This is a genomic window from Mesorhizobium sp. BR1-1-3 (genome assembly GCF_020165455.1).
Taxonomy (GTDB): domain Bacteria; phylum Pseudomonadota; class Alphaproteobacteria; order Rhizobiales; family Rhizobiaceae; genus Mesorhizobium; species Mesorhizobium ciceri.
Genome location: NZ_JAIUIC010000017.1, coordinates 1 through 23308, shown reverse-complemented (window position 1 = coordinate 23308; position 23308 = coordinate 1). Strand labels below are relative to the sequence as shown.

15 protein-coding genes are annotated in these 23308 nt (G+C 63.3%); 11 read left to right on the top strand and 4 right to left on the bottom strand.

What is annotated here, in order from left to right:
* Nucleotides 1-125 precede the first annotated feature (125 nt).
* The 7 genes from LB559_RS29015 to LB559_RS28985 all read left to right on the top strand — a co-directional run bounded on the left by LB559_RS29015 (nt 126) and on the right by LB559_RS28985 (nt 8605).
* The gene (locus LB559_RS29015; RefSeq protein ID WP_224675584.1) at nt 126-1571 is read left to right on the top strand and encodes a homospermidine synthase; all 1446 of its coding nucleotides are present in this window, start codon (nt 126-128) and stop codon (nt 1569-1571) included.
* Nucleotides 1572-1756: 185 nt separating this feature from the next.
* The gene (locus LB559_RS29010; RefSeq protein WP_013529730.1) at nt 1757-2134 is read left to right on the top strand and encodes a hypothetical protein; all 378 of its coding nucleotides are present in this window, start codon (nt 1757-1759) and stop codon (nt 2132-2134) included.
* Between the two features lie 187 nt (nt 2135-2321).
* Nucleotides 2322-4352 carry a bifunctional metallophosphatase/5'-nucleotidase gene (locus LB559_RS29005; RefSeq protein WP_224675583.1) on the top strand — a complete coding sequence of 677 codons (2031 nt, stop codon included), beginning with the start codon at nt 2322-2324 and terminating at the stop codon, nt 4350-4352.
* Nucleotides 4353-4627: 275 nt separating this feature from the next.
* Nucleotides 4628-5692 carry a ferrochelatase gene (hemH, locus tag LB559_RS29000; protein ID WP_013529728.1) on the top strand — a complete coding sequence of 355 codons (1065 nt, stop codon included), beginning with the start codon at nt 4628-4630 and terminating at the stop codon, nt 5690-5692.
* Nucleotides 5693-5847: 155 nt separating this feature from the next.
* Complete coding sequence (locus tag LB559_RS28995) at nt 5848-7059, top strand: NAD(P)/FAD-dependent oxidoreductase (protein WP_224675582.1); 1212 nt, start codon at nt 5848-5850, stop codon at nt 7057-7059.
* A gap of 119 nt (nt 7060-7178) precedes the next feature.
* Nucleotides 7179-8129: an SPFH domain-containing protein gene (locus tag LB559_RS28990; RefSeq protein WP_013529726.1), complete on the top strand. Its 951-nt coding sequence runs from the start codon at nt 7179-7181 to the stop codon at nt 8127-8129.
* An 11-nt stretch (nt 8130-8140) separates the two neighbouring features.
* Nucleotides 8141-8605, top strand: a complete 465-nt coding sequence (locus LB559_RS28985) for an NfeD family protein (protein WP_013529725.1) — start codon at nt 8141-8143, stop codon at nt 8603-8605.
* A gap of 4 nt (nt 8606-8609) precedes the next feature.
* Here LB559_RS28985 and LB559_RS28980 read toward each other — a convergent pair whose 3' ends face one another.
* Entirely contained in the window at nt 8610-9611 is a 1002-nt protein-coding gene (locus LB559_RS28980; protein ID WP_224675581.1) for an SIS domain-containing protein, read from the bottom strand.
* A gap of 237 nt (nt 9612-9848) precedes the next feature.
* On the opposite strand from LB559_RS28980, the gene LB559_RS28975 reads away from it, so the two are divergent.
* A complete protein-coding gene (locus tag LB559_RS28975; RefSeq protein WP_224675580.1) occupies nt 9849-11639 on the top strand; it encodes an outer membrane beta-barrel protein in 1791 nt (596 codons plus the stop codon).
* Nucleotides 11640-11679: 40 nt separating this feature from the next.
* Here the strand turns inward: LB559_RS28975 and galU are convergent, their stop codons facing one another.
* Entirely contained in the window at nt 11680-12585 is a 906-nt protein-coding gene (gene galU, locus LB559_RS28970; RefSeq protein ID WP_013529722.1) for a UTP--glucose-1-phosphate uridylyltransferase GalU, read from the bottom strand.
* A 209-nt stretch (nt 12586-12794) separates the two neighbouring features.
* Between galU and LB559_RS28965 the strand changes: the two genes are divergently transcribed.
* Nucleotides 12795-14015 (top strand): lytic murein transglycosylase, encoded by a 1221-nt coding sequence (locus LB559_RS28965; protein WP_224675579.1) that lies wholly within the window; start codon nt 12795-12797, stop codon nt 14013-14015.
* 127 nt (nt 14016-14142) lie between these two features.
* Nucleotides 14143-15357, top strand: coding sequence for a DUF459 domain-containing protein (locus LB559_RS28960; protein WP_224675578.1), 1215 nt, complete (start codon nt 14143-14145; stop codon nt 15355-15357).
* A 27-nt stretch (nt 15358-15384) separates the two neighbouring features.
* Here the strand turns inward: LB559_RS28960 and LB559_RS28955 are convergent, their stop codons facing one another.
* Entirely contained in the window at nt 15385-16839 is a 1455-nt protein-coding gene (locus LB559_RS28955) for a glutamate synthase subunit beta (protein WP_127388392.1), read from the bottom strand.
* Nucleotides 16840-16980: 141 nt separating this feature from the next.
* Nucleotides 16981-21717: a glutamate synthase large subunit gene (gene gltB / locus LB559_RS28950; protein ID WP_224675577.1), complete on the bottom strand. Its 4737-nt coding sequence runs from the start codon at nt 21715-21717 to the stop codon at nt 16981-16983.
* 492 nt (nt 21718-22209) lie between these two features.
* On the opposite strand from gltB, the gene LB559_RS28945 reads away from it, so the two are divergent.
* Nucleotides 22210-23259: a threonine aldolase family protein gene (locus LB559_RS28945; RefSeq protein ID WP_224675576.1), complete on the top strand. Its 1050-nt coding sequence runs from the start codon at nt 22210-22212 to the stop codon at nt 23257-23259.
* Nucleotides 23260-23308 lie beyond the last annotated feature (49 nt).

Below are 23308 nucleotides of genomic sequence, written 5' to 3'. Positions count from 1 at the left end.
GGTTGGCGCTTTTCGCTGGTTTGTGACAATGATCTGTGATGTAGCGCATGGCCGCCGGGCAAAGATGCCCGGTTTTGTGTGCGCGTTTTCCCAGTTTCCTGGGCTTTGAAGGAGTGCTCGATAAAATGGCGAATGAAAACTGGCCCGTTTACGGTGAGATCAGCGGCCCTGTCGTGATGATCGGCTTCGGCTCGATCGGCCGGGGAACGCTGCCGCTGATCGAACGCCATTTCAAGTTCGACAAGTCGCGCATGACGGTTATCGATCCGCGCGACACCGACCGCAAGCTGCTCGACGAGCGCGGCATCACCTTCGTCCAGGAAGCGGTGACCGAGAAGAACTACAAGAAGCTCCTGACCCCGCTTCTGACCAATGGCGGCGGCCAGGGCTTTTGCATCAACCTGTCGGTTGATACCGGCTCGGTGGACCTGATGCGGCTCTGCCGCAAGCTCGGCGTGCTCTACATCGACACCGTCGTCGAGCCGTGGCTCGGCTTCTATTTCGACGCCAAGGCCGATAACGCCAGCCGCACCAATTACGCGCTGCGCGAGTCGCTGCTCAAGGAAAAGCACGACAAGCCCGGCGGCGCCACGGCGGTCTCCACCTGCGGCGCCAATCCAGGCATGGTCTCGTGGTTCGTCAAGCAGGCGTTGGTCAATCTCGCCACCGATCTTGGCCTGGAGTTCTCGGAGCCCGCGCAGGACGACCGCGAGGGCTGGGCCAAGCTGATGAAGAAGGCCGGCGTCAAGGGCATCCACATCGCCGAACGCGACACCCAGCGCACCAAGAAGCCGAAACCGATGGATGTGTTCTGGAACACATGGTCGGTCGAAGGCTTCATCTCCGAGGGCCTGCAGCCCGCGGAACTTGGCTGGGGCACACACGAGACATGGATGCCGAAGAACGCCAAGAAGCACAAGCACGGCTCGAAGGCAGCCATCTACCTGGAACAGCCGGGCGCCAACACGCGCGTGCGCTCGTGGTGCCCGACGCCCGGCGCGCAATACGGCCTGCTGGTGACGCATAACGAGGCGATCTCTATCGCCGATTTCTTCACCGTGCGTTCGAAGAAGGGCAAGGTGCATTACCGCCCGACCTGCCACTATGCCTATCATCCCTGCAACGACGCGATGCTGTCGCTTGACGAGATGTTCGGCGCCGCCGGCAAGCCTCAGCCGGTGCATCATGTGCTCGACGAGAACGAGTTGATCGACGGCGTCGACGAACTCGGCGTGCTGCTCTACGGCCACGACAAGAATGCCTACTGGTACGGCTCGCAGCTGTCGCTCGCCGAGGCGCGCAAGCTGGCCCCCTACCAGAACGCCACCGGCATGCAGGTCACCTCGGCGGTGCTCTCGGGCATGGTCTGGGCGCTGGAGAATCCCGAGGCCGGCATCGTCGAAGCCGACGAGATGGACTACAGGCGGTGCCTGGAAGTGCAGTCCCAGTATCTCGGACCGGTCAAGGGCTACTACTCCGACTGGACGCCGCTCGATAACCGTCCCGGCCTGTTCCCGGAAGACCTCGACCGGAACGACCCGTGGCAGTTCCGCAACATCCTTGTGCGATAGCAGCACCGCCCACCTGCCTCACTGCCTTGCAATCGCCCGGAAATCGGGCGATTGAAGGGATGCGGACCATAGCGATACGTATTCATCTGGACGCACGTCGCTCTGGAAACTTGGATGCACGCCTCGTGCTTGTCGAAAATCGATTTCCGATTTTTGGGCCGATGCGGAGAGGAGAGGATTTTCACATGATCATTGCGCGCAAAATTCTTTCGATGAGCGTGGCGGGTGCCATTGCGGCGATGCTCGCCGCCTGTGCGACCAGCGGCCCCGATCAACCGCCGATGGCAGCGGCGCCGAAAGGCGTCGAGGGCTCGTGGATCGACGCCAAGGGCACCGGCCTGTCGACCTTCACCGGCGGCACCTTCACGACGGTAGCCACCGACACCGGCCAGAAGCTTGCCGACGGCAGCTACACGATGACCGGCGCCACATCGGTGCAGATCAACGGCACCTCGCTGATCCGCCAGACCGCGGTCAGCTTCAACTGCCTGATGGTGTCGACAAGCCAGCTCAACTGCACGAGCTCCAGCGGTCAGAATTTCGTGCTGACAAGGCGCGTCTGAACCCACGACCATTCGTTTTCCAAGGACGGCGGCCGGTTGGCCGCCGTCCTTTTTTGTGCCGGCAAAGGGTCCCGGATTCCGCTTGCGTCATCCGGAACGCGATGGGAACATGGCCAAAGCGCCGGCTGTTATGTTCCAGTCAAGCAAGAGCGCTAATGGCCTCTGATCAGCTTTCCGGGAGACGAAGATGAAGAAGCTTGCCGCCATTGCAGCCCTGTCAGCCTCAACCCTCGGCCTGTCGGCCGGCGCGTCCTTTGCCGACTACACGCTGAACATCCTGCATATCAACGACTGGCACAGCCGCATCGAAGGCAACAACAAATATGAATCGACCTGCTCGGCGGACGAGGAGACCAAGGGCGAGTGCATCGGCGGCGCGGGCCGGCTGATCACCGCGATCGCCCAGGAACGCAAGAAGCTGGAAGGCCAGAACGTGCTGCTGCTCAGCGCCGGCGACAATTTCCAGGGCTCGCTGTTCTACACAACCTATAAGGGCAAGGTCGAAGGCGAATTCCTCAACGACATGAAGTTCGATGCCATGGCCCTCGGCAACCATGAATTCGACGACGGCGAGGCCGCCTTGGCGCCGTTCCTCGACATGATCAAGTTCCCCGTGCTCGGCGCCAATGTGAAGGCCAACGCGCAATCCAAGCTCGGCGACCGCGTCAAGCCATCTGTTGTCGTCGAGGTCGGCAGCCAGAAGATCGGCATCATCGGCGCGATCACCAACGACACGCCGGACCTCGCTTCGCCGGGTCCCAACGTCGCCATCGAGGACGACGTCAAGTCGATCACTGCCGAAGTCGAGAAGCTCAAAGGCGAAGGCGTCAACAAGATCATCGCCGTGACCCATATCGGCTACAAGCGCGAACGCGACGTCATCGCCAAGATCCCGGGCGTCGATGTCGTCGTCGGCGGCCACAGCCATTCCCTGCTGTCGAACACCGACCCGAAGGCGGAAGGCCCCTACCCGACGATGGTCGACAATCCGGACGGCTACAAGGTGCCGGTGGTGCAGGCGGCCTCCTATTCGAAATATCTCGGCGAGTTCAAGGTGGTGTTCGACGACAATGGCGTCGTCAAATCGGCCAGCGGCGACCCGATCTATCTCGACAAGTCGATCACCCCCGACCCGGCCGTGCTCGCCCGCATCAAGGAGCTTGGGGCGCCGATCGAGGCGTTGAAGAACAAGGAAGTGGCCGAAACCACCGACGTCATCGACGGCAGTCGCGAGAGCTGCCGCACCCGCGAATGCGCGATGGGCAATCTCGTCTCCGACGCCATCCTCGACCGCGTCAAGGGACAGGGCGTCGAGATCGTCATCTCCAATGGCGGCGGCCTGCGCGCCTCGATCGACAAGGGCACCGTCACCATGGGCGAGGTGCTGACCGTGCTGCCCTTCCAGAACACGCTGGCGACCTTCCAGATTTCGGGCAAGGATCTGGTGGCCGGCCTCGAGGGCGGTCTCAGTCAGGTCGAGGACGGCGCCGGGCGCTTCCCCCAGGTCGCCGGCCTGAAATATTCCTTCGACAAATCCGTTGCGCCCAATGCCGGCCGGGTCAAATCGGTGGAGGTCATGGAAGGCGGTGCCTGGACGCCGATCAAGCCGGAGAAGGACTATCTGGTCGCCACCAACAACTATGTTCGCCAGGGCGGCGACGGCTACAAGGTCTTTGCCGACAAGGCCAGGAATGCCTACGACTACGGCCCCGGCCTCGAACAGGTGGTTGCCGACTATCTCGGCGCCCACCGGCCCTACACGCCGAAGCTCGACGGCCGCATCACCGAAATAGCCGCGACCGTCGCCGCGGCGCCTGCGGCCCCGGCAACCGATCCGGCCAAGCCAGCCGAAGCGGCACCGGCCACCCCGGCGCCCGCACCGGCTGAAGCCGCCAAGCCTGCCGAAGCGGCACCGGCAATGCCTGAATTGCCGGCCAACTCGGGCGATATCGCCAACACACCACCGGCCATATCGACGGAAGGAGCACCTCCCCCGCCAGCGCCACCAGCCGCGCTGGCACCGGCCGAGCCGGCAAAACCTGCTGAGGCCGCGCCAGCGGAAGCCAGCCATGTCATCGTTGCCGGCGACACCTATTGGGATCTGGCCAAGAAGGCCTATGGCGACGGCGCCATGTGGAAGGTCATATCGGGCGCCAACAAGGGCTACGAACCCCGCCGGCTTCCTGTCGGCGCAACGCTGACCATCCCGCCGAAATAGCTCGCTTATATGCCTGAATGACACCGCCCGTCCGAAAACCGGACGGGCGTCCTGTTTTCGGGCTAATGCATGTCGCCCAAAAGTGACCTCGGTTTTGGGAGAACGACATGCATAAACCCAAAAGTGACCTCGGTTTTGGGAGAACGACATGCATAAAACAGAGACTTAAAGCGGGTCGTCTGAATCCATTCGGACAATCCGCTGTAAGGTGCGGCCAGACGCTGCATTGAATGCGCGCGCAAGATGGTTAGGTTCGCGTCTCCCGGAGAACCCTTATGACGCTTCCCACCCCCGCCGATCCCAAGGTTGCAAAAGCGCTCGGCCCGTTGCCCGCTGGGCATCCGCCGGTCAAGGCGGGCAAGATCGGCGTCATGCTGGTCAATCTGGGCACGCCCGATGGCACCGATTTCAAGCCGATGTGGCGGTATCTGCGTGAATTCCTGTCCGATCCGCGCGTCATCGAGCTCAACAGGGCGATCTGGTATCCGATCCTCTATGGACTTGTGCTCACCACGCGCCCCAAGAAGTCGGGCGCCAATTACGCCCGGATCTGGAACCGGGAAAAGAACGAGTCGCCGCTGCGCACCTACACCCGTGCCCAGGCCGAAAAGCTGGCCGAAGCGCTGCGCGACCTGCCTGATGTCGTCGTCGACTGGGCGATGCGCTATGGCAATCCTTCGACCGCCAGCATTGCCCAGCGTCTGGCCGACCAGGGCTGCGACCGCATTCTTTCGTTTCCGCTCTATCCGCAATATTCGGCGACGACCACGGCAACAGCCAACGACCAGCTGTTTCGCGCGCTGATGAAGATGCGCCGCGCGCCGGCCGTCCGCAGCGTGCCGCCCTACTATGACGAGCCGGTCTATATCGAGGCGCTGGCGCGTTCGATCGAACGGCATCTGGCGACGCTGGATTTCGAGCCGGAGGTGGTCATCACCTCCTATCACGGCATTCCAAAACCCTATTTCGAGAAGGGCGATCCCTATCATTGCCACTGCCAGAAGACGACGCGGCTGTTGCGCGAACGGCTCGGCTGGGATGACAGGAAACTGATCATCACCTTCCAGTCGCGCTTCGGCGCGCAGGAATGGCTGCAACCCTATACCGACAAGACGGTGGAGAAACTCGCACAGGACGGCGTCAAGTCGATCGCCGTCGTCAATCCCGGCTTTTCCGTCGACTGCATCGAGACGCTGGATGAGATCGGCCGCGAGGCGGCCGAAACCTTCCACCATGCCGGCGGCAAGAATTTCGCCCATATCCCTTGCCTCAACGACAGCGCGGAGGGGATGGCGGTGATCGAGGCGATGGTGCGGCGCGAACTGTCTGGCTGGGTCTAGGAGAAATTCCAGGAAAAGTGTGAAACGGTTTTCCCGGGAAAAGCGAATAGCGCTTTCCCTTGGGAATTTCGTCAACCGGGGTTAGAGCGGCTCGCCGCTCTAACTCCGGAACAACACAAGCTCCGGGGCGTTAAGGCGCGCCGCCGGAGAATGCGATGCCCCGCAAACTCGACCTCAGAACTGGCCAGCCCGTCTGGTCAGCCTATCGCGCGCCTGCGGTGCCGACGGACGGCCTGACCCGGGACGTCAAGACAGATGTGCTGGTCGTCGGCATGGGCATCAGCGGCGCCATGATGGCCGAGGCGCTGACGGCCGATGGCCATCGGGTGATCTGTATCGACCGGCGCGGTCCGCTGAAGGGCTCGACGGCCGCAACCACCGCACTGGTGGCATTCGAAATAGACCAGCCTCTCTCCACGCTCTCGAAGATGGTCGGCAGAGCCTCGGCGCAGCAGGCCTGGCGGCGCTCGCGGCTCGCCGTCTCCAATCTCGCCGGACGCATCGCCGAACTCGGCATCAACTGTGGCCTGAGCCGGGCGCCGTCGCTCTATCTGTCTGGCACGATACTTGGTCCGTCGGAACTGCGCGACGAGGCCAAGGCACGGCGGCTAGCCGGCATCGCCGCGACCTATCTGACGCCGGCGCCGCTGGCGGAGACATTCGGCATCGACCGCGAAGGCGCCATTCTCAGCCACGGCAACATCGCGCTCGACCCGCGTAAGCTGACGGCTGGGCTGCTGCTGAAATCCCTTCAGCGCAAGGCTCGCTTCTACGCCCCCGTCGAAGCGACAGTGATCGAGGATAGCGCCGAAGCTGTTGTCGTCGCGACCAGGGATGGCCCGACCATAACCGCGCGACATGTTGTTCTGGCTACCGGCTACGAACTTGTGGAGATCGTGCCGGCCGCGGCCCACCGGATCATCTCGACATGGGCGATCGCAACATGCCCGCAACCGCGAAAGCTCTGGCCGGACGCAGCGTTCATCTGGGAAGCGTCGGAGCCGTATCTGTATATGCGCACGACGATCGACGGCCGGGTCATTTGCGGCGGCGAGGACGAGGATTTTGTCGACGAAGCGCGGCGCGACGAGCTGATCGCCGACAAGAGCACACGCATCGCCGAGAAGCTCGGCCTGGTATTTCCGCATCTCGACACCAGGCCCGATTTTGCCTGGACCGGTTCGTTCGGCACCACAACCACCGGCCTGCCCTATATCGGCGCCATTCCCCGCCACCCGCGCATCCATGCAGTGATGGGCTACGGCGGCAACGGCATCACCTTCTCGCAGATCGCTTCCGAGATTGTCCCGGCTTCGATCAACGGGCTGGAGGACACGGATGCAAGATTGTTTGCCTTCAACCGCTGATCGCACCCGCAAACAATCCGTCATCACCTGATTGTAACGCATCTGAAACACACTTAAGTCTTTGGTGAAGTCGGCCGCGCGAGAATGGCTTGTGCGGCCTTCGTCTGAGGGAGAGCCAAATGGATTTCAGTGGTTTCGATATTGCGGTTGGTGCACTTGCCCTTCTGGTATTGGTGCTGCTGATCAAAGGCATCAGGACAATCCCGCAAGGCTACAACTATACGGTGGAGCGCTTTGGCCGTTACACCAAGACACTGAGCCCGGGTCTCAATTTCATTTACCCGTTCATCGACCGCATCGGCGCCAAGATGAACATGATGGAGCAGGTGCTCGACGTTCCAAGCCAGGAAATCATCACCCGCGACAACGCCATTGTCGGTGTCGACGGCATCGCCTTTTTCCAGATCCTCAACGCCGCTCAGGCCGCCTACCAGGTTTCCGGCCTGCAGAACGCCATCCTCAATTTGACGATGACCAACATCCGTACCGTCATGGGTTCGATGGATCTCGATGAACTCCTGTCGAACCGCGACGCCATCAACGAGCGCCTGCTGCGCGTCGTCGATGAAGCGGCCCACCCGTGGGGCATCAAGATCACCCGCGTCGAAATCAAGGACATCAACCCGCCGGCCAACCTTATCGAATCGATGGGCCGGCAGATGACCGCGGAACGCAACAAGCGCGCCCAGATCCTTGCCGCCGAAGGCCTCAAGCAGTCGCAGATCCTCGAGGCCGAAGGCCGCAAGGAAGCCGCCTTCCGCGATGCCGAGGCGCGCGAGCGTTCGGCCGAGGCGGAGGCCCGCGCCACCCAGGTGGTGTCGGAAGCGATCTCCAAAGGCGATGTGCAGGCGCTGAACTACTTCGTCGCCCAGAAATACACCGAAGCGTTGGGCAAGATCGGCACCGCGACCAACAGCAAGATCGTGCTGATGCCCTTCGAGGCATCGTCGCTGATCGGTTCGCTCGGCGGCATTGGCGAGATCGCCAAGGAAGTCTTCCGCAGCGAAGGCACGACCGGCTCGCAGAGGCAGGCCGCGCGCCCGCCGGTCGTTCGCCCAACCGACAACTGAGGTCGAAACCAATGATCGACCGCATCGTTTCCGAACTCGGCCCGTGGAACTGGATGGTTCTCGGTTTCGTCCTGCTGGTGATGGAAATCATCGCGCCGGGTATCTTCATGCTGTGGATCGGCATCGCCGCGCTGATCATCGGCGCTGTGTCGCTGCTGATCTGGGACACCGGCTTCTGGACATGGCAGGTCCAGGTCCTCGCCTTCCTGGCGCTGTCGCTGGTCTCGGCCTATGTCGGCAAGAAGCTGGTCGGCAGCCGCAACGACCCGACCGATCAGCCGCTGCTCAACCGGCGCGGCGCGCAGATGGTCGGCAGGATGGCGACACTTGCCGAACCGATCCGTGACGGGCGCGGCCGCATCAAGCTGGGCGACACACTGTGGCGTGTCTCCGGCCCTGACCTGCCGGCCGGCACGCAAGTGCGCGTGACGGGTGCGGCCGATACGGATCTGGAACTGACCGTCGAGGCGGTCTGAACGTTCAGGCGGCGCCGATACGCAGCAGATCATGCAGGTGGATGAGGCCGACTGGTTTCCGGCCCTCCACCACCATCAGGCTGGTGATGGCTGAATTGTTGATCGTCTGCAGCGCCGTTGCCACCAGCGTGTCCGGCGTCGCGGTCTTCGGACCTCTTGTCATCACCTGATCCACCGTCATCGCCAGCAGATTGCTGCCGATGTGACGGCGGATGTCGCCATCGGTGATGATGCCGACCAGCGCACCGTCGACATCGGTGATCGCGACGCAGCCAAACCCTTTGCGCGACAGTTCCAGGATCGCGTCCTGCATGCCGGTGCCCGCAACCACCAGCGGCAGCCTGTCGCCGACATGCATGATCTCGCGGATCTGCGTCAGGTTGGCGCCGAGCTGGCCGCCCGGGTGAAAGGTGCGGAAATGGTCCGGCGTGAAGCCGCGTGCTTCGAGCAGCGCGATCGCCAGCGCGTCGCCCATCACCAGTTGCAGCAGCGTCGATGTCGTTGGCGCCAGGCCGTGCGGACAGGCCTCCGGAGCGCGCGGCAAAAGCAGCACCACGTCCGCCGCCCGCGCCAGCGCCGATGTCTCTCCGGCGGTGACGGCGATCAGCGGAATGGAAAAGCGCCTGGAATAGGCGACGATGCCCATCAGTTCCTTGCTTTCGCCCGACCACGACATGGCGATGATGGCGTCGTCCCTGGCGATCATGCCGAGATCGCCGTGGTTGGCTTCGGCGGGATGGACAAAGAAAGCCGGCGTGCCGGTCGAGGCCAGCGTCGCGGCGATCTTCGAACCGATATGGCCGCTTTTGCCGACGCCGGTGACGATGAGCCGGCCTTCAATCCCCGAGATCATCTCGACCGCCTGGGCGAAAGGCGCGGCCAGCCCATTCTCCAGCGCCTCGGCGAGGGCTGCGACACCAGCCTGTTCTGTCGCCACCGTCCTCAGCGCCGAAGCGATCGAGGCTTGCCTGTCCAAAGGCTTCTTATCCAGGGATCCCGCATGCATGGCTGATGCGATTAGCGCTTTGCCGGCGCGCTGTCCAACGGAAATGGCCCCAGGCATATCGCCCAAACGTGTGCGGTGGTTTCAGACGACGGCAGGCGAGAAACGCACGCGGTATGAATCCCTTTGGAAATCAGCGCTTCAGGCAGCTGACGGGCCGCTGCCTCAACCCTCCGTTAACCATCCCCATTTACGGTTCGGTAAGTATGGCGCGCGTGCGCCGCGCAAGCAGTGGTGGCGATGTCCGGGGTCCAGCCAGAAAATTCGACGGGACGTGGGGGCAAGGCGGTCTGCGCCTTGCTGCTGGCAACCAGCATGTTTGCCTTGCTGCGCCCAACGGCGCTCCATGCCCAGGAAACCGAACTGCGCGGCGAAGTTTCGGAATCGGCGATCCTGTCCGACCAGCAGCGCAAGGCGAGACAGCTGGCCTTGGCAGCGCAGGGTCAACAGCCGGCCAACGCCGCGCAGGACAATGCGCCGGCCCGCACCTATCTGCCGGCCAGCGCCGGTGCCGTGCCTGACGACGCCGACACTGGCGACGCCACCGCGACCGGCAGCCTCTTTGACCCGCCGGCAGCCACTGACGACACGTCCGCCGACACGGCGGCGCCGCCCAAGCCTCGCCGCCGCTCATCGAGCGCCAGGCAGAATGCGGCTGACCAGGCCAAGGACAGGGCTGCCGACAAGTCGAAAAAGAAGAAGAAATCGACGGCCGACACCTCCGACATCACCGCTTCCACGACCGCCTCCACGCCGGACGCCACCGATGCTGCAGAGACCGATGCGGACACGGCCAACCGCCGCGCACTCACCATCGACAGCGCCGACAGGCAGAAGCTCGACCCAGGAGCGGAGCGTACGGACGCCATCGAAGGCCAGAAGAAGAAGCTGGAGGATGATCCGTTTGCCGCCACCGGCGTCAAATGGGGCTCCTTCGTCATCCGGCCGACGATCGAACAGGGCCTGACCGCCACCTCGAACGGCGATTCGAGCAGTGCAGGCAAGTCGGCGCTGCTGTCCGAGACGGCGCTGCGCTTTTCCGCCGCCTCCGACTGGCGCGAGAACTCCGCTACGATCGACGGCTATGGCCTTTTTCGCGAGACCGTCTCGGGTTACCCGGTTCACGACGAGCAAGGCCGCATCGAAGGCCAGCTCAATGTCGACCTCGACAATGAATTGCGCGCCATCGCCAAGCTCGGCTACGAGGCCGTGCCGGAATCGGCATCATCGCCGGACGCCATTGCCGGCGTCAGCAAGCAGCCGCTGCGGCAGACCATCGATGGCAGCCTGGCCGTCGAAAAGCATCTCGGCAAGATGCAGTACACGTTGACCGGCGCGGTCTCGCACGACTTCTACGGCGACGCCAAGCTATCGGACGGCACCTCGCTGTCGCAGAAGGATCAGGACTCGACGCTCTACACGGCGACGTTGCGCACCGGCTACGAGATCTCCCCTGCCCTGACCCCCTTCACCGAAATCGAGGTCGGCCGCCGGACCTATGATCAACGCATCGACAATGAAGGCTTCGAGCGCTCGTCGACGCGGCTCGGCGCCCGCGCCGGCCTTGCACTCGACATGGGTGAGAAGCTGTCGGGCGAATTCTCGGCCGGCTGGCTCAGGGAAGCGATCGACGACAAAAACCTTGATGCGATCTCGGGTGCCACCGTCAACGCCGACCTCAAATGGTCACCCGAGCGCGGCACCATGATCGGCCTGACCGGGCGGACCACCGTCGAGCCCACGACCACATCGGGCGAAAGCGGCGACATTCTCTATTCCGGCCGCCTGACAGGCGAACGCCAGATTCGCGCCAACCTCACCGCCAACGCGGCTCTGGGTCTCGACTGGCGCGATTACATCGGCATCGACGGCCATGACAGGGTATTGAGCGCCGAGGCCGGCCTGACCTGGTGGCTGAACCGCTACGCCGGCCTGACCACAAGAGTGAGGACCGAGAAACTGACCAGCAACCTGCCGGGCCGGGACTACACCGCCAACAGCATCTTCCTCGGCGTCAAGGTGCAGCGCTGAACGGCCGCACCAACGACATCCGGCCGCTCGCTAGGATGTTTTAAAACGCAGCGCCACGGCGCTCTGACGGCTTCAGCTCGTCGAGAAGCGTGCGGATGACGCCCGCCATGTTCTCGTTCATGTCGCTGCGCCACAGCGCGAAGGCGACATTGGCCTCGACAAAACCCTCCGGCGATCCGCAGTCGAACGTGCGGCCTCGATAGTGGTAGCCGTAGAAAGGCTGCTGCTTTTCCAGCTTCAGCATGGCGTCGGTGAGCTGGATCTCGTTGCCGGCGCCTTTTTCCTGACCTTCTAGGATCTTGAAGATCTCCGGCTGCAGGATGTAGCGGCCGTTGATGTAGAGGTTGGACGGCGCGGTGCCGGCCTTCGGCTTTTCCACCATCTCGGTGATACGGAAGCCGTGATGCGTGTCCTCGCCGCGGCCGACGATGCCGTATTTGTGGGTTTCGGCGGGATCGCATTCCTGCACCGCGATGATGTTGTTGCCCGTCTCCTCGTAGAGCTCGACCATTGCCTTCGTGCAGCTCTTCTCCGACTGCATGATCATGTCGGGCAACAAAAGCGCGAAGGGCTCGTCGCCGACGAGCTCGCGGGCGCACCAGACGGCGTGGCCAAGTCCCATCGGCACCTGCTGGCGTGTGAAACTGGTCTGCCCCGGCGCCGGCTGCAGCCGCTGCAGGCGGGCGAGCTGGTCGTCCTTGCCGCGCTGGGCCAGCGTGTCATAGAGTTCGAACTGGATGTCGAAATGATCCTCGATGACGGCCTTGTTGCGACCGGTGACGAAGATGAAATGCTCGATGCCGGCTTCGCGCGCCTCATCCACCACATACTGGATCACCGGCCGGTCGACGACGGTCAGCATTTCCTTGGGGACAGCCTTGGTGGCCGGAAGAAACCGTGTGCCGAGACCGGCGACCGGGAAGACTGCCTTGCGAACTCTCTTCATGCTTTCAATTATCCGTTTGAGGGCCAGCTCCGCAATCCCCGTTTCAAGACATTTTCACGCCGGAATTGAGGATTACTGGGAAACTGAGGGGAACGTCCACCGGTAAAGCTTCGAAGCGTCTTTTCGTTCCCGGTGGCACCTATGGTAAACTAATTCCTAACCTGGTTCGGCGATGAATGGTCTTTCCTGAGACAGAGAAGGAGGAAAAGATGTCCGTTCGCAATGCCGCAAAAATTTTTACCAGCGTCATGGCGGCAGCCAGCCTATCGCTCGCTCTGCTGATGCCTGGCCCCGCTTTCGCCGATGCCGGTTTCCGGCAATGGGTCGCCGGCTTCCGCGCCACCGCCGTGCAGAGCGGCGTTTCCGGCGCCCTCTACGACCAGGCCTTCAGGAACATCAGGGATATCGATCCCGTGGTGCTGGAAAAGACGCGCACGCAGCCTGAATTCACGGCCCCTGCCTGGGACTATTTCGACAACCGCGTCCATGATCAGTCCGTCGCCGTCGGCCAGCAGATGGCCAGGAAATGGAAGCCGTGGCTGGATCGGATCGAGGCCAGGTTCGGCGTCGACCGTTACATCCTGCTGGCCATCTGGTCGATGGAATCGAATTATGGCGAGATCCTCAAGCGCGACGACATCATGCGCAACGTCGTGCGCTCGCTGGCGACCTTGGCCTACGCCGATCCGAAGCGGGCGAAATTCGCCCGCACACAGCTGATCGCCGCGCTGAAGATCCTGCAGACCGGCGACATCGACGAAAGCCATCTGAGCGGATCCTGGGCCGGCGCCATGGGCCACACCCAGTTCATCCCGACCAGCTATCTGCACTATGCCGTGGACATGGACGGCAATGGCAAGCGAGACATCTGGAATTCGATCCCCGATGCGCTGGCGACATCAGCCAATTTGTTGAAGAAGAATGGCTGGCAGGCCGGCAAGACCTGGGGCTATGAGGTCGCCTTGCCAGCCGGAAAACTTCCCGGCGGTTCCAAGACGCTGTCGCAGTGGCAGGCGCTCGGCGTCGCCAGGGCCAACGGCAAGCCGTTCAAGAACGGCTCCGACAAGGCGACGCTGAAGGTGCCGGACGGCCGCAGCGGGCCGGCCTTCCTGATGATCAAGAATTTCACGGTCATCAAGGCCTACAACAACGCCGACAAATATGCGCTGGCCGTCGGCCTTCTTGCCGACGAAATCGCCGGCTCGAGCGGTCTGGTGCAGGACTGGAAGCGGCCTTTCACCAAGCTTACTTTCGAGGAAAGGCAGGAGCTGCAGAAGCGGCTGTCCCAGCATGGCCTTTACGACGGCAAGTTCGACGGCAAGATCGGCGACGGCTCGAAGACTGCCATCATGGCCTTCCAGGCCAAGGCCGGCTTGACCCAGGACGGCTATCCGAGCATGGAAGTGCTGAAGTGGCTCCGGCAGAAATAGAGCCGCCTGCGGTGCCGCGCGGCCTTCCAGGCGCGCAAAGGACACTGTAGCAATCTGGTTGGGCGGCATTTGCCGAGAAACCGATGCGGTTTTTCGGCAGGACTGCGCCAAGGGACGGAGGAAACGATTGGCTTCGGCTGCGCGCATCGCAGGGCTTGTTCGTCGCATGCCGGTGCTCGTCCTGGCCGTGGTCATGCTTGCCGTCGGCGTGGCTGGCGCCTTTCATGCGCCGGCCATGGCGCAGGAGCAGCAAAACCGCGGCTGGTCGTTGCGCGACCTTTTGTTTCCGCGCCGCAGCGAGCGCATTGAGCCGCCCTTGGATATCCAGAAGCCGAGGCCCAGGCCCAAGGCGAAAAAACCCCGCGCCCCGCGCCCGTCCGCGGAACCGGAAATCCCGGTGGTCGACAAGGCGCCGGACGCGCGCACCGTCCTGGTGGTCGGCGACTTCATGGCCGCCGGCCTCGCCGAAGGCCTCGACACCGCTTTCGCAGAGAATGCCGGCGTCAGGATCGTCGTTCGCAGCAATGGCTCGTCCGGCTTCGTGCGCGATGATTTCTACAACTGGCCCGAACAGATCAAATCGCTGATCGAGACCGAAAAACCCGCCGCCGTGATCGTCATGCTGGGCTCCAACGACCGCCAGTCGATGAAGGTGGGCGACGTGCGCGAACAGCCACGTTCCGAGAACTGGACCAAGGAATATGAACGCAGGACCGACGCGCTGGGCAAAGCCATCGCCGCGGCCAAGGTCCCCTTCCTTTGGGTCGGCATGCCGGCGTTCCGGGTGCCGAAGATGACCTCGGATATGCTTGCCTTCAACGACATCTACCATCAGGCCGCAGAAAGCCATGGCGGCGAATTCGTCGATATCTGGGACGGCTTTGTCGACGAGAACGGCGCCTTCGTCACCAGCGGCCCCGACATCAACGGCCAGCCGGTGCGGCTGCGCGCCGATGACGGCATCAATATCTCGAAGGCGGGCAAGCGCAAGCTCGCCTTCTACACCGAAAAACCGCTGCTGAAGATCCTCGGCCTGACCGCGCCGGGAAGCATGATTACACCGTCCGCTCCGGCGGGCGCCCCTGTCGAGACGCCGGCGCCGGCCGCGCCCCCCATCGTCATCGACCGCACCGCGCCGATGCTGCTCAGCGATCCGGCACTCGACGGCGGCTCGGAGCTGCTTGGCGCGGCACCGCCGGCAAAGGCCAATCCGGACCTGCCCGGTGAAAAGCTTGTGGTCGAGGGCAAGGCACCGATTGCATCGCCCGGCCGCGCCGACGATTTCTCCTGGCCGCCGAAGGCCGCAGCCGCGACCGACACCACGACCGCGATCAATCGTTAGTGTCGCAGCGCGGCTCCGAGGCCGGGCTCAGCGCGGGAGAACGCTCGACCCCATCAACGCCTCGTCGATCGCGCGCGCCGCCTGGCGGCCCTCGCGGATCGCCCAGACGACCAGCGACTGGCCACGACGCACGTCGCCGGCCGCATAGAGCCTGTCGACGCTGGTCTTGTAGTCGCGGTCATTGGCCTCGACATTGCGCGAGCGGCGGCTGTCGGTGGCGATCTTCATCTCACCCTCCAATTCCTTCGCCACACCGGCCGCGGCCGGCCCGGCAAAGCCGATGGCGATGAAAGCGAGATCGGCACGAATGACGAATTCGGTACCGGCGATCGGCTTGCGCTTGTCGTCGACCTCGCAGCACTTGACGCCGGTCAGCTGGCCTTCCTCGCCGATGAATTCGAGCGTCGCCACTTGGAATTCGCGCTCGGCGCCTTCGGCCTGCGAGGACGAGGTGCGCATCTTCGTCGCCCAGTAGGGCCAGACCGAAAGCTTGTCTTCCTTCTCCGGCGGCTGTGGGCGGATGTCGAGCTGTGTGACGCGCACCGCGCCCTGGCGGAAGGCCGTGCCGACGCAGTCGGACGCGGTATCGCCGCCGCCGACGACGACGACATGCTGGCCGCCGGCGATGATGGGATGCGACGGCCACGCCACCGACTGGATCGGTTCGCCGCCGACCCGCCTGTTCTGCTGCACCAGATAGGGCATCGCGTCATGCACGCCGCCGAGATCGTCGCCGGGAATACCGGCCGCGCGCGGCGTTTCGGAACCGCCGCAATAGAGCACGGCATCATGTTCGGCGAGCAGTTCGGCGACCGGCTTGTCGACCCCGACATTGACGCCGCAATGGAAGGTCACGCCCTCGCCCTGCATCTGCTCGATGCGCCGGTCGATATAGTGCTTCTCGATCTTGAAGTCGGGAATACCGTAGCGCATCAGCCCGCCGGGCCGGCTTTCGCGCTCGTAGACATGGACGTCGTGACCGGCGCGGCCAAGCTGCTGGGCAGCCGCCATGCCGGCCGGGCCGGAGCCGATGACGGCGACCCGCTTGCCGGTCTTCTTCTCCGGCGGATAGGGCCTGATATGGCCGGTTTCATAGGCCTTGTCGGCAATCGCCTGCTCGACCGTCTTGATGGCGACGGGAATGTCCTCGAGGTTCAGCGTGCAGGCTTCCTCGCAAGGCGCGGGGCAGATGCGGCCGGTGAACTCCGGGAAATTGTTGGTCGAATGCAGGTTGCGGATCGCGTTGTCCCAGTCGCCATTGTAGACGAGGTCGTTCCAGTCTGGAATCTGGTTGTGGATCGGGCAGCCGGTCGGCCCGTGGCAGAACGGAATGCCGCAATCCATGCAGCGCGCGGCCTGTTTTTCGACCTCCTTGTCAGACATCGGCAGCGTGAACTCGCGGAAATGCCGGATGCGGTCGGAGGCCGGCTGGTACTTGTGCACCTGCCGGTCGATTTCGAGAAAGCCTGTTACCTTGCCCATAGTCCAGTTCCTGCTGTCCAGATGGTGCGGTTTTCGCCGCACCCGTTAACCCCTTGAGGCAGCCATGGCAACCTTGCGCCGGAGGTCAAACTGTCGATGAAGATGGGCCGGGAAGCCTGGGCTCCCCGGCCATTGCAAAGCCTATTCCGCCGCAACGCCCATGCGCATGCGTTCCATCTCGATCAGGGCGCGGCGGTATTCGACCGGCATGATCTTGCGGAACTTCGGCCGGAACGTCGCCCAGTCGTCGAGAATCTCGCGACCACGTACCGACCCGGTGTAGTGCACATGGTTGGATATCAGCTGGTAGAGCCGCTCCTCGTCATGGCTGGTCATGTCGCCGGAGACGTCGACGCGACCCTTGTGGTCGAGGTCGCCGCCATGGTGCAGCAGCCTTTCCATCAGATCGTCTTCTTCCGGAACGGGCTCCAGCTCGACCATCGCCATGTTGCAGCGCTCGGCGAAATCGCCCGCCTCGTCGAGCACGTAGGCGACGCCGCCAGACATGCCGGCGGCGAAGTTGCGGCCGGTCTTGCCGATGACGACGACGATGCCGCCAGTCATGTACTCGCAGCCATGATCGCCGACGCCTTCGACGACGGCGGCGACGCCCGAGTTGCGCACGGCGAAACGCTCGCCGGCGACGCCGGCGAAATAGGCCTCGCCCTCGGTTGCGCCATAGAGCACCGTGTTGCCGACGATGATGGATTCAGCCGCGACGATCTTGGCCTCTTCCGGCGGCCGAATGACGATGCGTCCGCCCGACAGGCCCTTGCCGACATAGTCGTTGCCGGCGCCGACAAGCTCGAACGAGATGCCGCGCGCCAGGAAGGCGCCAAAGGACTGGCCGGCAGTGCCGGTCAGCTTCACCTGGATCGTATCCTCGCGCAGGCCCTTGTGCTTGAAGCGCTTGGCCACTTCGCCCGACAGCATGGCGCCCGCGGAGCGGTCGACATTGCGGATATCGACCTCGATCTTGACCGGCAGCTTGCTCTCGAGCGCCGGCTTGGCCAGTTCGATCAGCTTGCGGTCGAGCACGTCGTCGATCGGGTGCTTCTGCCGCTCGGTCCAGTGCACCGCTTCATGCGGCGCATCCGGCTTGAAGAACATCTTCGAGAAATCGAGCCCTCGCGCCTTCCAGTGCACGATCAGGTCGCGCTTTTCCAGAAGATCGGTGTCGCCGATGATCTGGTCGAGATGGGTGTAGCCCATCTCGGCGAGCAGCTCCCTCACCTCTTCCGCGACGTAGAAGAAGAAGTTGATGACATGCTCGGGCGTGCCCTTGAAGCGCTTGCGCAGCACCGGATCCTGCGTCGCGACGCCGACCGGACAGGTGTTGAGATGGCATTTGCGCATCATGATGCAGCCGGCCGCGATCAGCGGTGCGGTCGAGAAGCCGAACTCGTCGGCGCCGAGCAGCGCGCCGATGATGACGTCGCGCCCTGTGCGCAAGCCACCATCGACCTGCAGCGCAACGCGCGACCGCAAGCCGTTCAGCACCAGCGTCTGGTGTGTCTCGGCAAGGCCCATTTCCCACGGGCTGCCGGCATGCTTGAGCGAGGTCAGCGGCGAGGCACCGGTGCCGCCGTCATAGCCAGAGATGGTGATGTGGTCGGCGCGCGCCTTGGCGACGCCCGCCGCGACCGTGCCGACGCCGACTTCCGACACCAGCTTGACCGACACGTCGGCCGCCGGATTGACGTTCTTCAGGTCGTAGATCAGCTGTGCCAGATCCTCGATCGAATAGATGTCGTGATGCGGCGGCGGCGAGATCAGGCCGACGCCCGGCGTCGAATGCCGGACCTTGGCGATGGTGGCGTCGACCTTGTGGCCGGGCAGCTGGCCGCCCTCGCCGGGCTTGGCACCCTGCGCCACCTTGATCTGCATCATGTCGGAGTTGACGAGGTATTCGGCCGTGACGCCGAAACGTCCCGAGGCGATCTGCTTGATCGCCGAGCGTTCCGGGTTCTTGCCGCCGCCCGGCAGCGGCAGATAGCGGTCGGCCTCTTCGCCGCCCTCGCCGGTGTTCGACTTGCCGCCGATCTGGTTCATCGCGCGCGCCAGCGTCGTGTGCGCTTCGCGCGAGATCGAGCCGAACGACATCGCCCCGGTCGAGAACCGCTTGACGATGTCGGCCGCCGGCATGACGTCGTCGAGCGCCACCTTCTTGCGGCCGGTTTCCCCGGCCAGCTTGAGCTTGAACAGGCCGCGAATGGTCTGGGCGCGGGCCGTCTCGCTGTCGATCTGGGCGGAATAGTCCTTGAAGGTTTCCCACGATCCCTGGCGCACGGCGTGCTGCAAGGTGGCGACAGCATCGGGCGACCAGATATGCGCCTCGCCGCGCATGCGGAACATGTATTCGCCGCCGACCTCGAGGCTGTTGCGCAGCACGGGGTCGTTGCCGAAACCGTCATTGTGGCGGCTGAGCGTCTCGGCCGCGATCTCGTCCAGGCCGACGCCTTCGATCAGCGTCGCGGTGCCGGTGAAGTATTGCTGCACGAAATCGGTCTTCAGGCCGATGGCGTCGAAAATCTGCGCGCCGCAATAGGACTGGTAGGTCGAGATGCCCATCTTGGACATCACCTTGAGGATGCCCTTGCCGATCGACTTGATGTAGCGCGAGACGACTTCGTAGGCGTCCACTTCCTTCGGCAGCTCGCCGCGCTTGTGCATGTCGAGCAGCGTGTCGAAGGCGAGGTAGGGATTGATCGCCTCGGCGCCATAGCCGGCGAGGCAGCAGAAATGATGCACTTCGCGCGGCTCGCCGGATTCGACGACGAGGCCGACCGAGGTGCGCAGCCCCTTGCGGATCAGGTGATGATGGACCGCCGCCGTCGCCAGCAGCGCCGGGATGGCGATGCGGTCGGGCCCGACCTGGCGGTCGGACAGGATGATGATGTTGTAGCCGCCGGCAACCGCCGCCTCCGCCCGCTCGCACAACCGATCGATGGCGCCCTGCATGCCCGCGGCGCCTTCGGCGGAGCCATAGGTGATGTCGATCGTCTTGGTGTCGAAACGGTCCTCGGTGTGGCCGATGGAGCGGATCTTCTCGAGATCGCCATTGGTCAGGATCGGCTGGCGCACTTCGAGCCGCTTGCGGCGCGAATTGCCGACAAGGTCGAAGATGTTGGGCCGCGGCCCGATGAAGGACACCAGGCTCATCACCAGCTCCTCGCGGATCGGGTCGATCGGCGGGTTGGTGACCTGGGCGAAGTTCTGCTTGAAATAGGTGTAGAGCAGCTTCGACTTGTCCGACATCGCCGAGATCGGCGTGTCGGTGCCCATCGAGCCCACCGCTTCCTGGCCTGTCGTCGCCATAGGCGACATCAACAGCTTGGTGTCCTCCTGGCTGTAGCCGAATGCCTGCTGGCGATCGAGCAGGCTGACATCCTTGCGCAACGCGCGCGGTTCGACCGGCTTCAGATCTTCGAGGATCAGCTGCGTGTTGGCGAGCCAGGTCTTGTAGGGATGCTTGGTCGCGATCTCCGACTTGAGCTCCTCGTCGGAGACGATGCGCCCCTTCTCCAGGTCGATCAGAAGCATGCGGCCAGGCTGCAGCCGCCACTTCTTGACGATCTTCTCCTCCGGCACCGGCAGCACGCCGGCTTCCGAGGCCATGATGACGCGGTCATCGTCGGTGACGATGTAGCGCGCCGGGCGCAAGCCATTGCGGTCGAGCGTGGCGCCGATCTGGCGGCCATCGGTGAAGACCACCGCCGCCGGTCCGTCCCACGGCTCCATCAGTGCCGCATGGTATTCGTAGAAGGCCTTGCGATCGGCATCCATGAGCTTGTTGCCGGCCCAGGCTTCCGGGATCAGCATCATCATGGCATGGCTGAGCCTGTAGCCGCCCTGGAACAGGAACTCGAGCGCATTGTCGAAGCAGGCGGTGTCGGATTGGCCGTCATAGGAAATCGGCCACAGCTTCGAGATGTTGTTGCCGAACAGTTCGGAATCGACCGACGCCTGGCGCGCAGCCATCCAGTTGTTGTTGCCGCGCACGGTGTTGATCTCGCCATTGTGGGCGACCATGCGGTAGGGATGCGCCAGCTTCCATGACGGGAACGTGTTGGTCGAGAAGCGCTGGTGGACGAGGATCAGCGCGGTTTCGAAGCGCGGGTCCTTGAGGTCCTTGTAGTAGGCCCCGACCTGATAAGCCAGGAACATGCCCTTGTAGACGATGGTGCGCGCCGACAGCGACACGCAATAGGCGCCGACGTCCATGTTGTCGTTCTCGGCATAGATGCGGCCCGAGATGACCTTGCGCAGCAGATAGAGCCTGGCCTCGTATTCCTCGTCATCGGTAATGTCTGGCGTGCGGCCGATGAATATCTGCCGATGGAACGGCTCGGATGCCACGATGTCGGGCGCCTTCGACAGCGACGAATTGTCGACGGGCACGTCACGGAAACCGATGAGCGGAAGTCCCTCGGATTGCGCCGATTCGGCAATGATGTCCTCGATATGGGCGCGAAGGGCCGCGTCCTGCGGCATGAACCAGTGTCCGACGCCGTACTGGCCCGCCGGCGGCAGCTCGACGCCCTGGGCTGCCATCTCCTCACGGAAGAACTGGTCGGGAAGCTGCACCAGTACGCCGGCGCCATCGCCGACCAGCGGATCGGCGCCGACAGCGCCGCGATGCGTCAGGTTTTCGAGCACAGCCAGCCCGTCCTCGACGATCTGATGCGACTTCACGCCCTTCATGTTGACGATGAAGCCGACGCCGCAGGCGTCATGCTCGTTGCGCGGATCGTAGAGGCCCTGGGCGGAAAATCCGTTGGCGCTTCGGCCAATATTGGATCGCAAGGTGGTTTTGACGGTTGCCGCTTTCGTCTGCGCGGCCTGGCCGTTCGTCGCAGAGTGCGTCATGTCCGTCATCTCCTGTCCTCCTTCCCAGCCATTCAGGCGCTGGTTTGCCTCGGCAAGCGCTTGGCTCACCCTGATCCTTGTGGCACGTCTTGCGAAATCCTGTCGAACCAGGCGGCTTTCCGCATGGATCGCATCCGGTAATCGTACAGGCCAGAGTCTGGCTGTCCACCTGTCGCTCGCGGCAACAGCCGGAGAGGCCCAAATGATACGCCAATCCAGCTCGTTTTGTGCGACAAAATAAGACAGCACTACTGTCCTAAATTTTTATGGCAGAAATCCCGGACGCACACAAGACCGATTTGCAAAAAACTTGGGGCATTCGCGACAGAAAATGTCGTGAAGCTGAGGAAAAACGTAAGCTTCAGTCGTCGGCTTGGGCTTTGCCCGTTGGCTGGCTTTACCGTTTTTCCGGCGCCTGGCCCTTGCGATCAGCACGCGAAACCGGTCAACTTCAGTCTGATTTTCCCCAACCCCCCGTTCTCCCAAGACATAGGCAGATGCATGTTCTTCGCTTCCGACAATTGGGCAGGCGCCCACCCCAACATTGCCGCCGGCCTGTCGGCCAATGCCGGCAGCTTTTCCACCGCCTATGGCGACGGAGCGCTCGACCAGGCAGTCTACCAGCGCTTCAGCGAGATTTTCGAACGCGAGGTCGCGGTGTTCTTCGTCGCCACCGGCACGGCCGCCAACTCGCTGGCGCTGACCGCTTACAACAAGCCGGGCGGCATTTCCTTTGCTCATCGCGAATCGCATGTCATCGAGGACGAATGCGGCGCGCCGGTGTATTTTTCCGGCGGCTCACGCCTGCATGAGATCGATGGCGCGCTGGGCAAGATCGATCCGCACAATCTGGAAAGGACCATCGGCCGTTTCGCACCGGAAATCGTCCATTGGGGACGGCCGATGGCCGTTTCGATCACCCAGTCGACCGAGGTCGGCACTATCTACGGCCTGGATGAGATCGAGACGATCGCGGCGATCGCCAAACGATATTCGGTGCCCTTGCACATGGACGGCGCCCGCTTTGCCAATGCGCTGGTCGCGCTCGACACGTCGCCAGCCGAAATGACCTGGAAACGCGGCGTCGACATCCTGTCCTTCGGCGGCACCAAGAATGGCTGCTGGTGCGCCGAAGCGATCGTGCTGTTCGATCTTGATCGTGCCAGGGAATTGGCGTTCCTGCGCAAGCGCGCCGCCCAGCTGTTTTCGAAATCGCGCTTCGTCGCGGCGCAGTTCGAGGCCTATTTCAAAGACGGATTGTGGCTGGACACCGCCCGCCACGCCAACGCCATGGCCGCACGCCTTGCCGCCGCGATCGAGGATTCGGCCACGGCAAAGCTGGCATGGCTGCCGCAGGCAAACGAGGTTTTCGCAGTAATCAAGAAAGCCGAAGCTGAAAAGCTGCAGGCAGCGGGTGCGGCGTTCTATGATTGGCACAAGCCGCACGGCTTTGACGGCCACATCAGCGAGGACGAGTTGCTGTATCGCTTCGTCACCAGCTTCGCGACGACGGCCGATGAGGTCGACCGTTTTGGCCAGCTGATCGCCTGATACCGAAATCCCCGATAACAAAAAAGCGGCGCCCTTGCGCGCCCCGTAC

Bases quoted from the DNA above. Each gene is read 5' to 3' on its own strand.
- LB559_RS29015 (WP_224675584.1), top strand. From the start codon at position 126: ATGGCGAATGAAAACTGGCCCGTTTACGGTGAGATCAGCGGCCCTGTC.
- LB559_RS29010 (WP_013529730.1), top strand. From the start codon at position 1,757: ATGATCATTGCGCGCAAAATTCTTTCGATGAGCGTGGCGGGTGCCATT.
- LB559_RS29005 (WP_224675583.1), top strand. From the start codon at position 2,322: ATGAAGAAGCTTGCCGCCATTGCAGCCCTGTCAGCCTCAACCCTCGGC.
- hemH (WP_013529728.1), top strand. From the start codon at position 4,628: ATGACGCTTCCCACCCCCGCCGATCCCAAGGTTGCAAAAGCGCTCGGC.
- LB559_RS28995 (WP_224675582.1), top strand. From the start codon at position 5,848: ATGCCCCGCAAACTCGACCTCAGAACTGGCCAGCCCGTCTGGTCAGCC.
- LB559_RS28990 (WP_013529726.1), top strand. From the start codon at position 7,179: ATGGATTTCAGTGGTTTCGATATTGCGGTTGGTGCACTTGCCCTTCTG.
- LB559_RS28985 (WP_013529725.1), top strand. From the start codon at position 8,141: ATGATCGACCGCATCGTTTCCGAACTCGGCCCGTGGAACTGGATGGTT.
- LB559_RS28980 (WP_224675581.1), bottom strand. From the start codon at position 9,611: ATGCATGCGGGATCCCTGGATAAGAAGCCTTTGGACAGGCAAGCCTCG.
- LB559_RS28975 (WP_224675580.1), top strand. From the start codon at position 9,849: ATGTCCGGGGTCCAGCCAGAAAATTCGACGGGACGTGGGGGCAAGGCG.
- galU (WP_013529722.1), bottom strand. From the start codon at position 12,585: ATGAAGAGAGTTCGCAAGGCAGTCTTCCCGGTCGCCGGTCTCGGCACA.
- LB559_RS28965 (WP_224675579.1), top strand. From the start codon at position 12,795: ATGTCCGTTCGCAATGCCGCAAAAATTTTTACCAGCGTCATGGCGGCA.
- LB559_RS28955 (WP_127388392.1), bottom strand. From the start codon at position 16,839: ATGGGCAAGGTAACAGGCTTTCTCGAAATCGACCGGCAGGTGCACAAG.
- gltB (WP_224675577.1), bottom strand. From the start codon at position 21,717: ATGACGGACATGACGCACTCTGCGACGAACGGCCAGGCCGCGCAGACG.
- LB559_RS28945 (WP_224675576.1), top strand. From the start codon at position 22,210: ATGTTCTTCGCTTCCGACAATTGGGCAGGCGCCCACCCCAACATTGCC.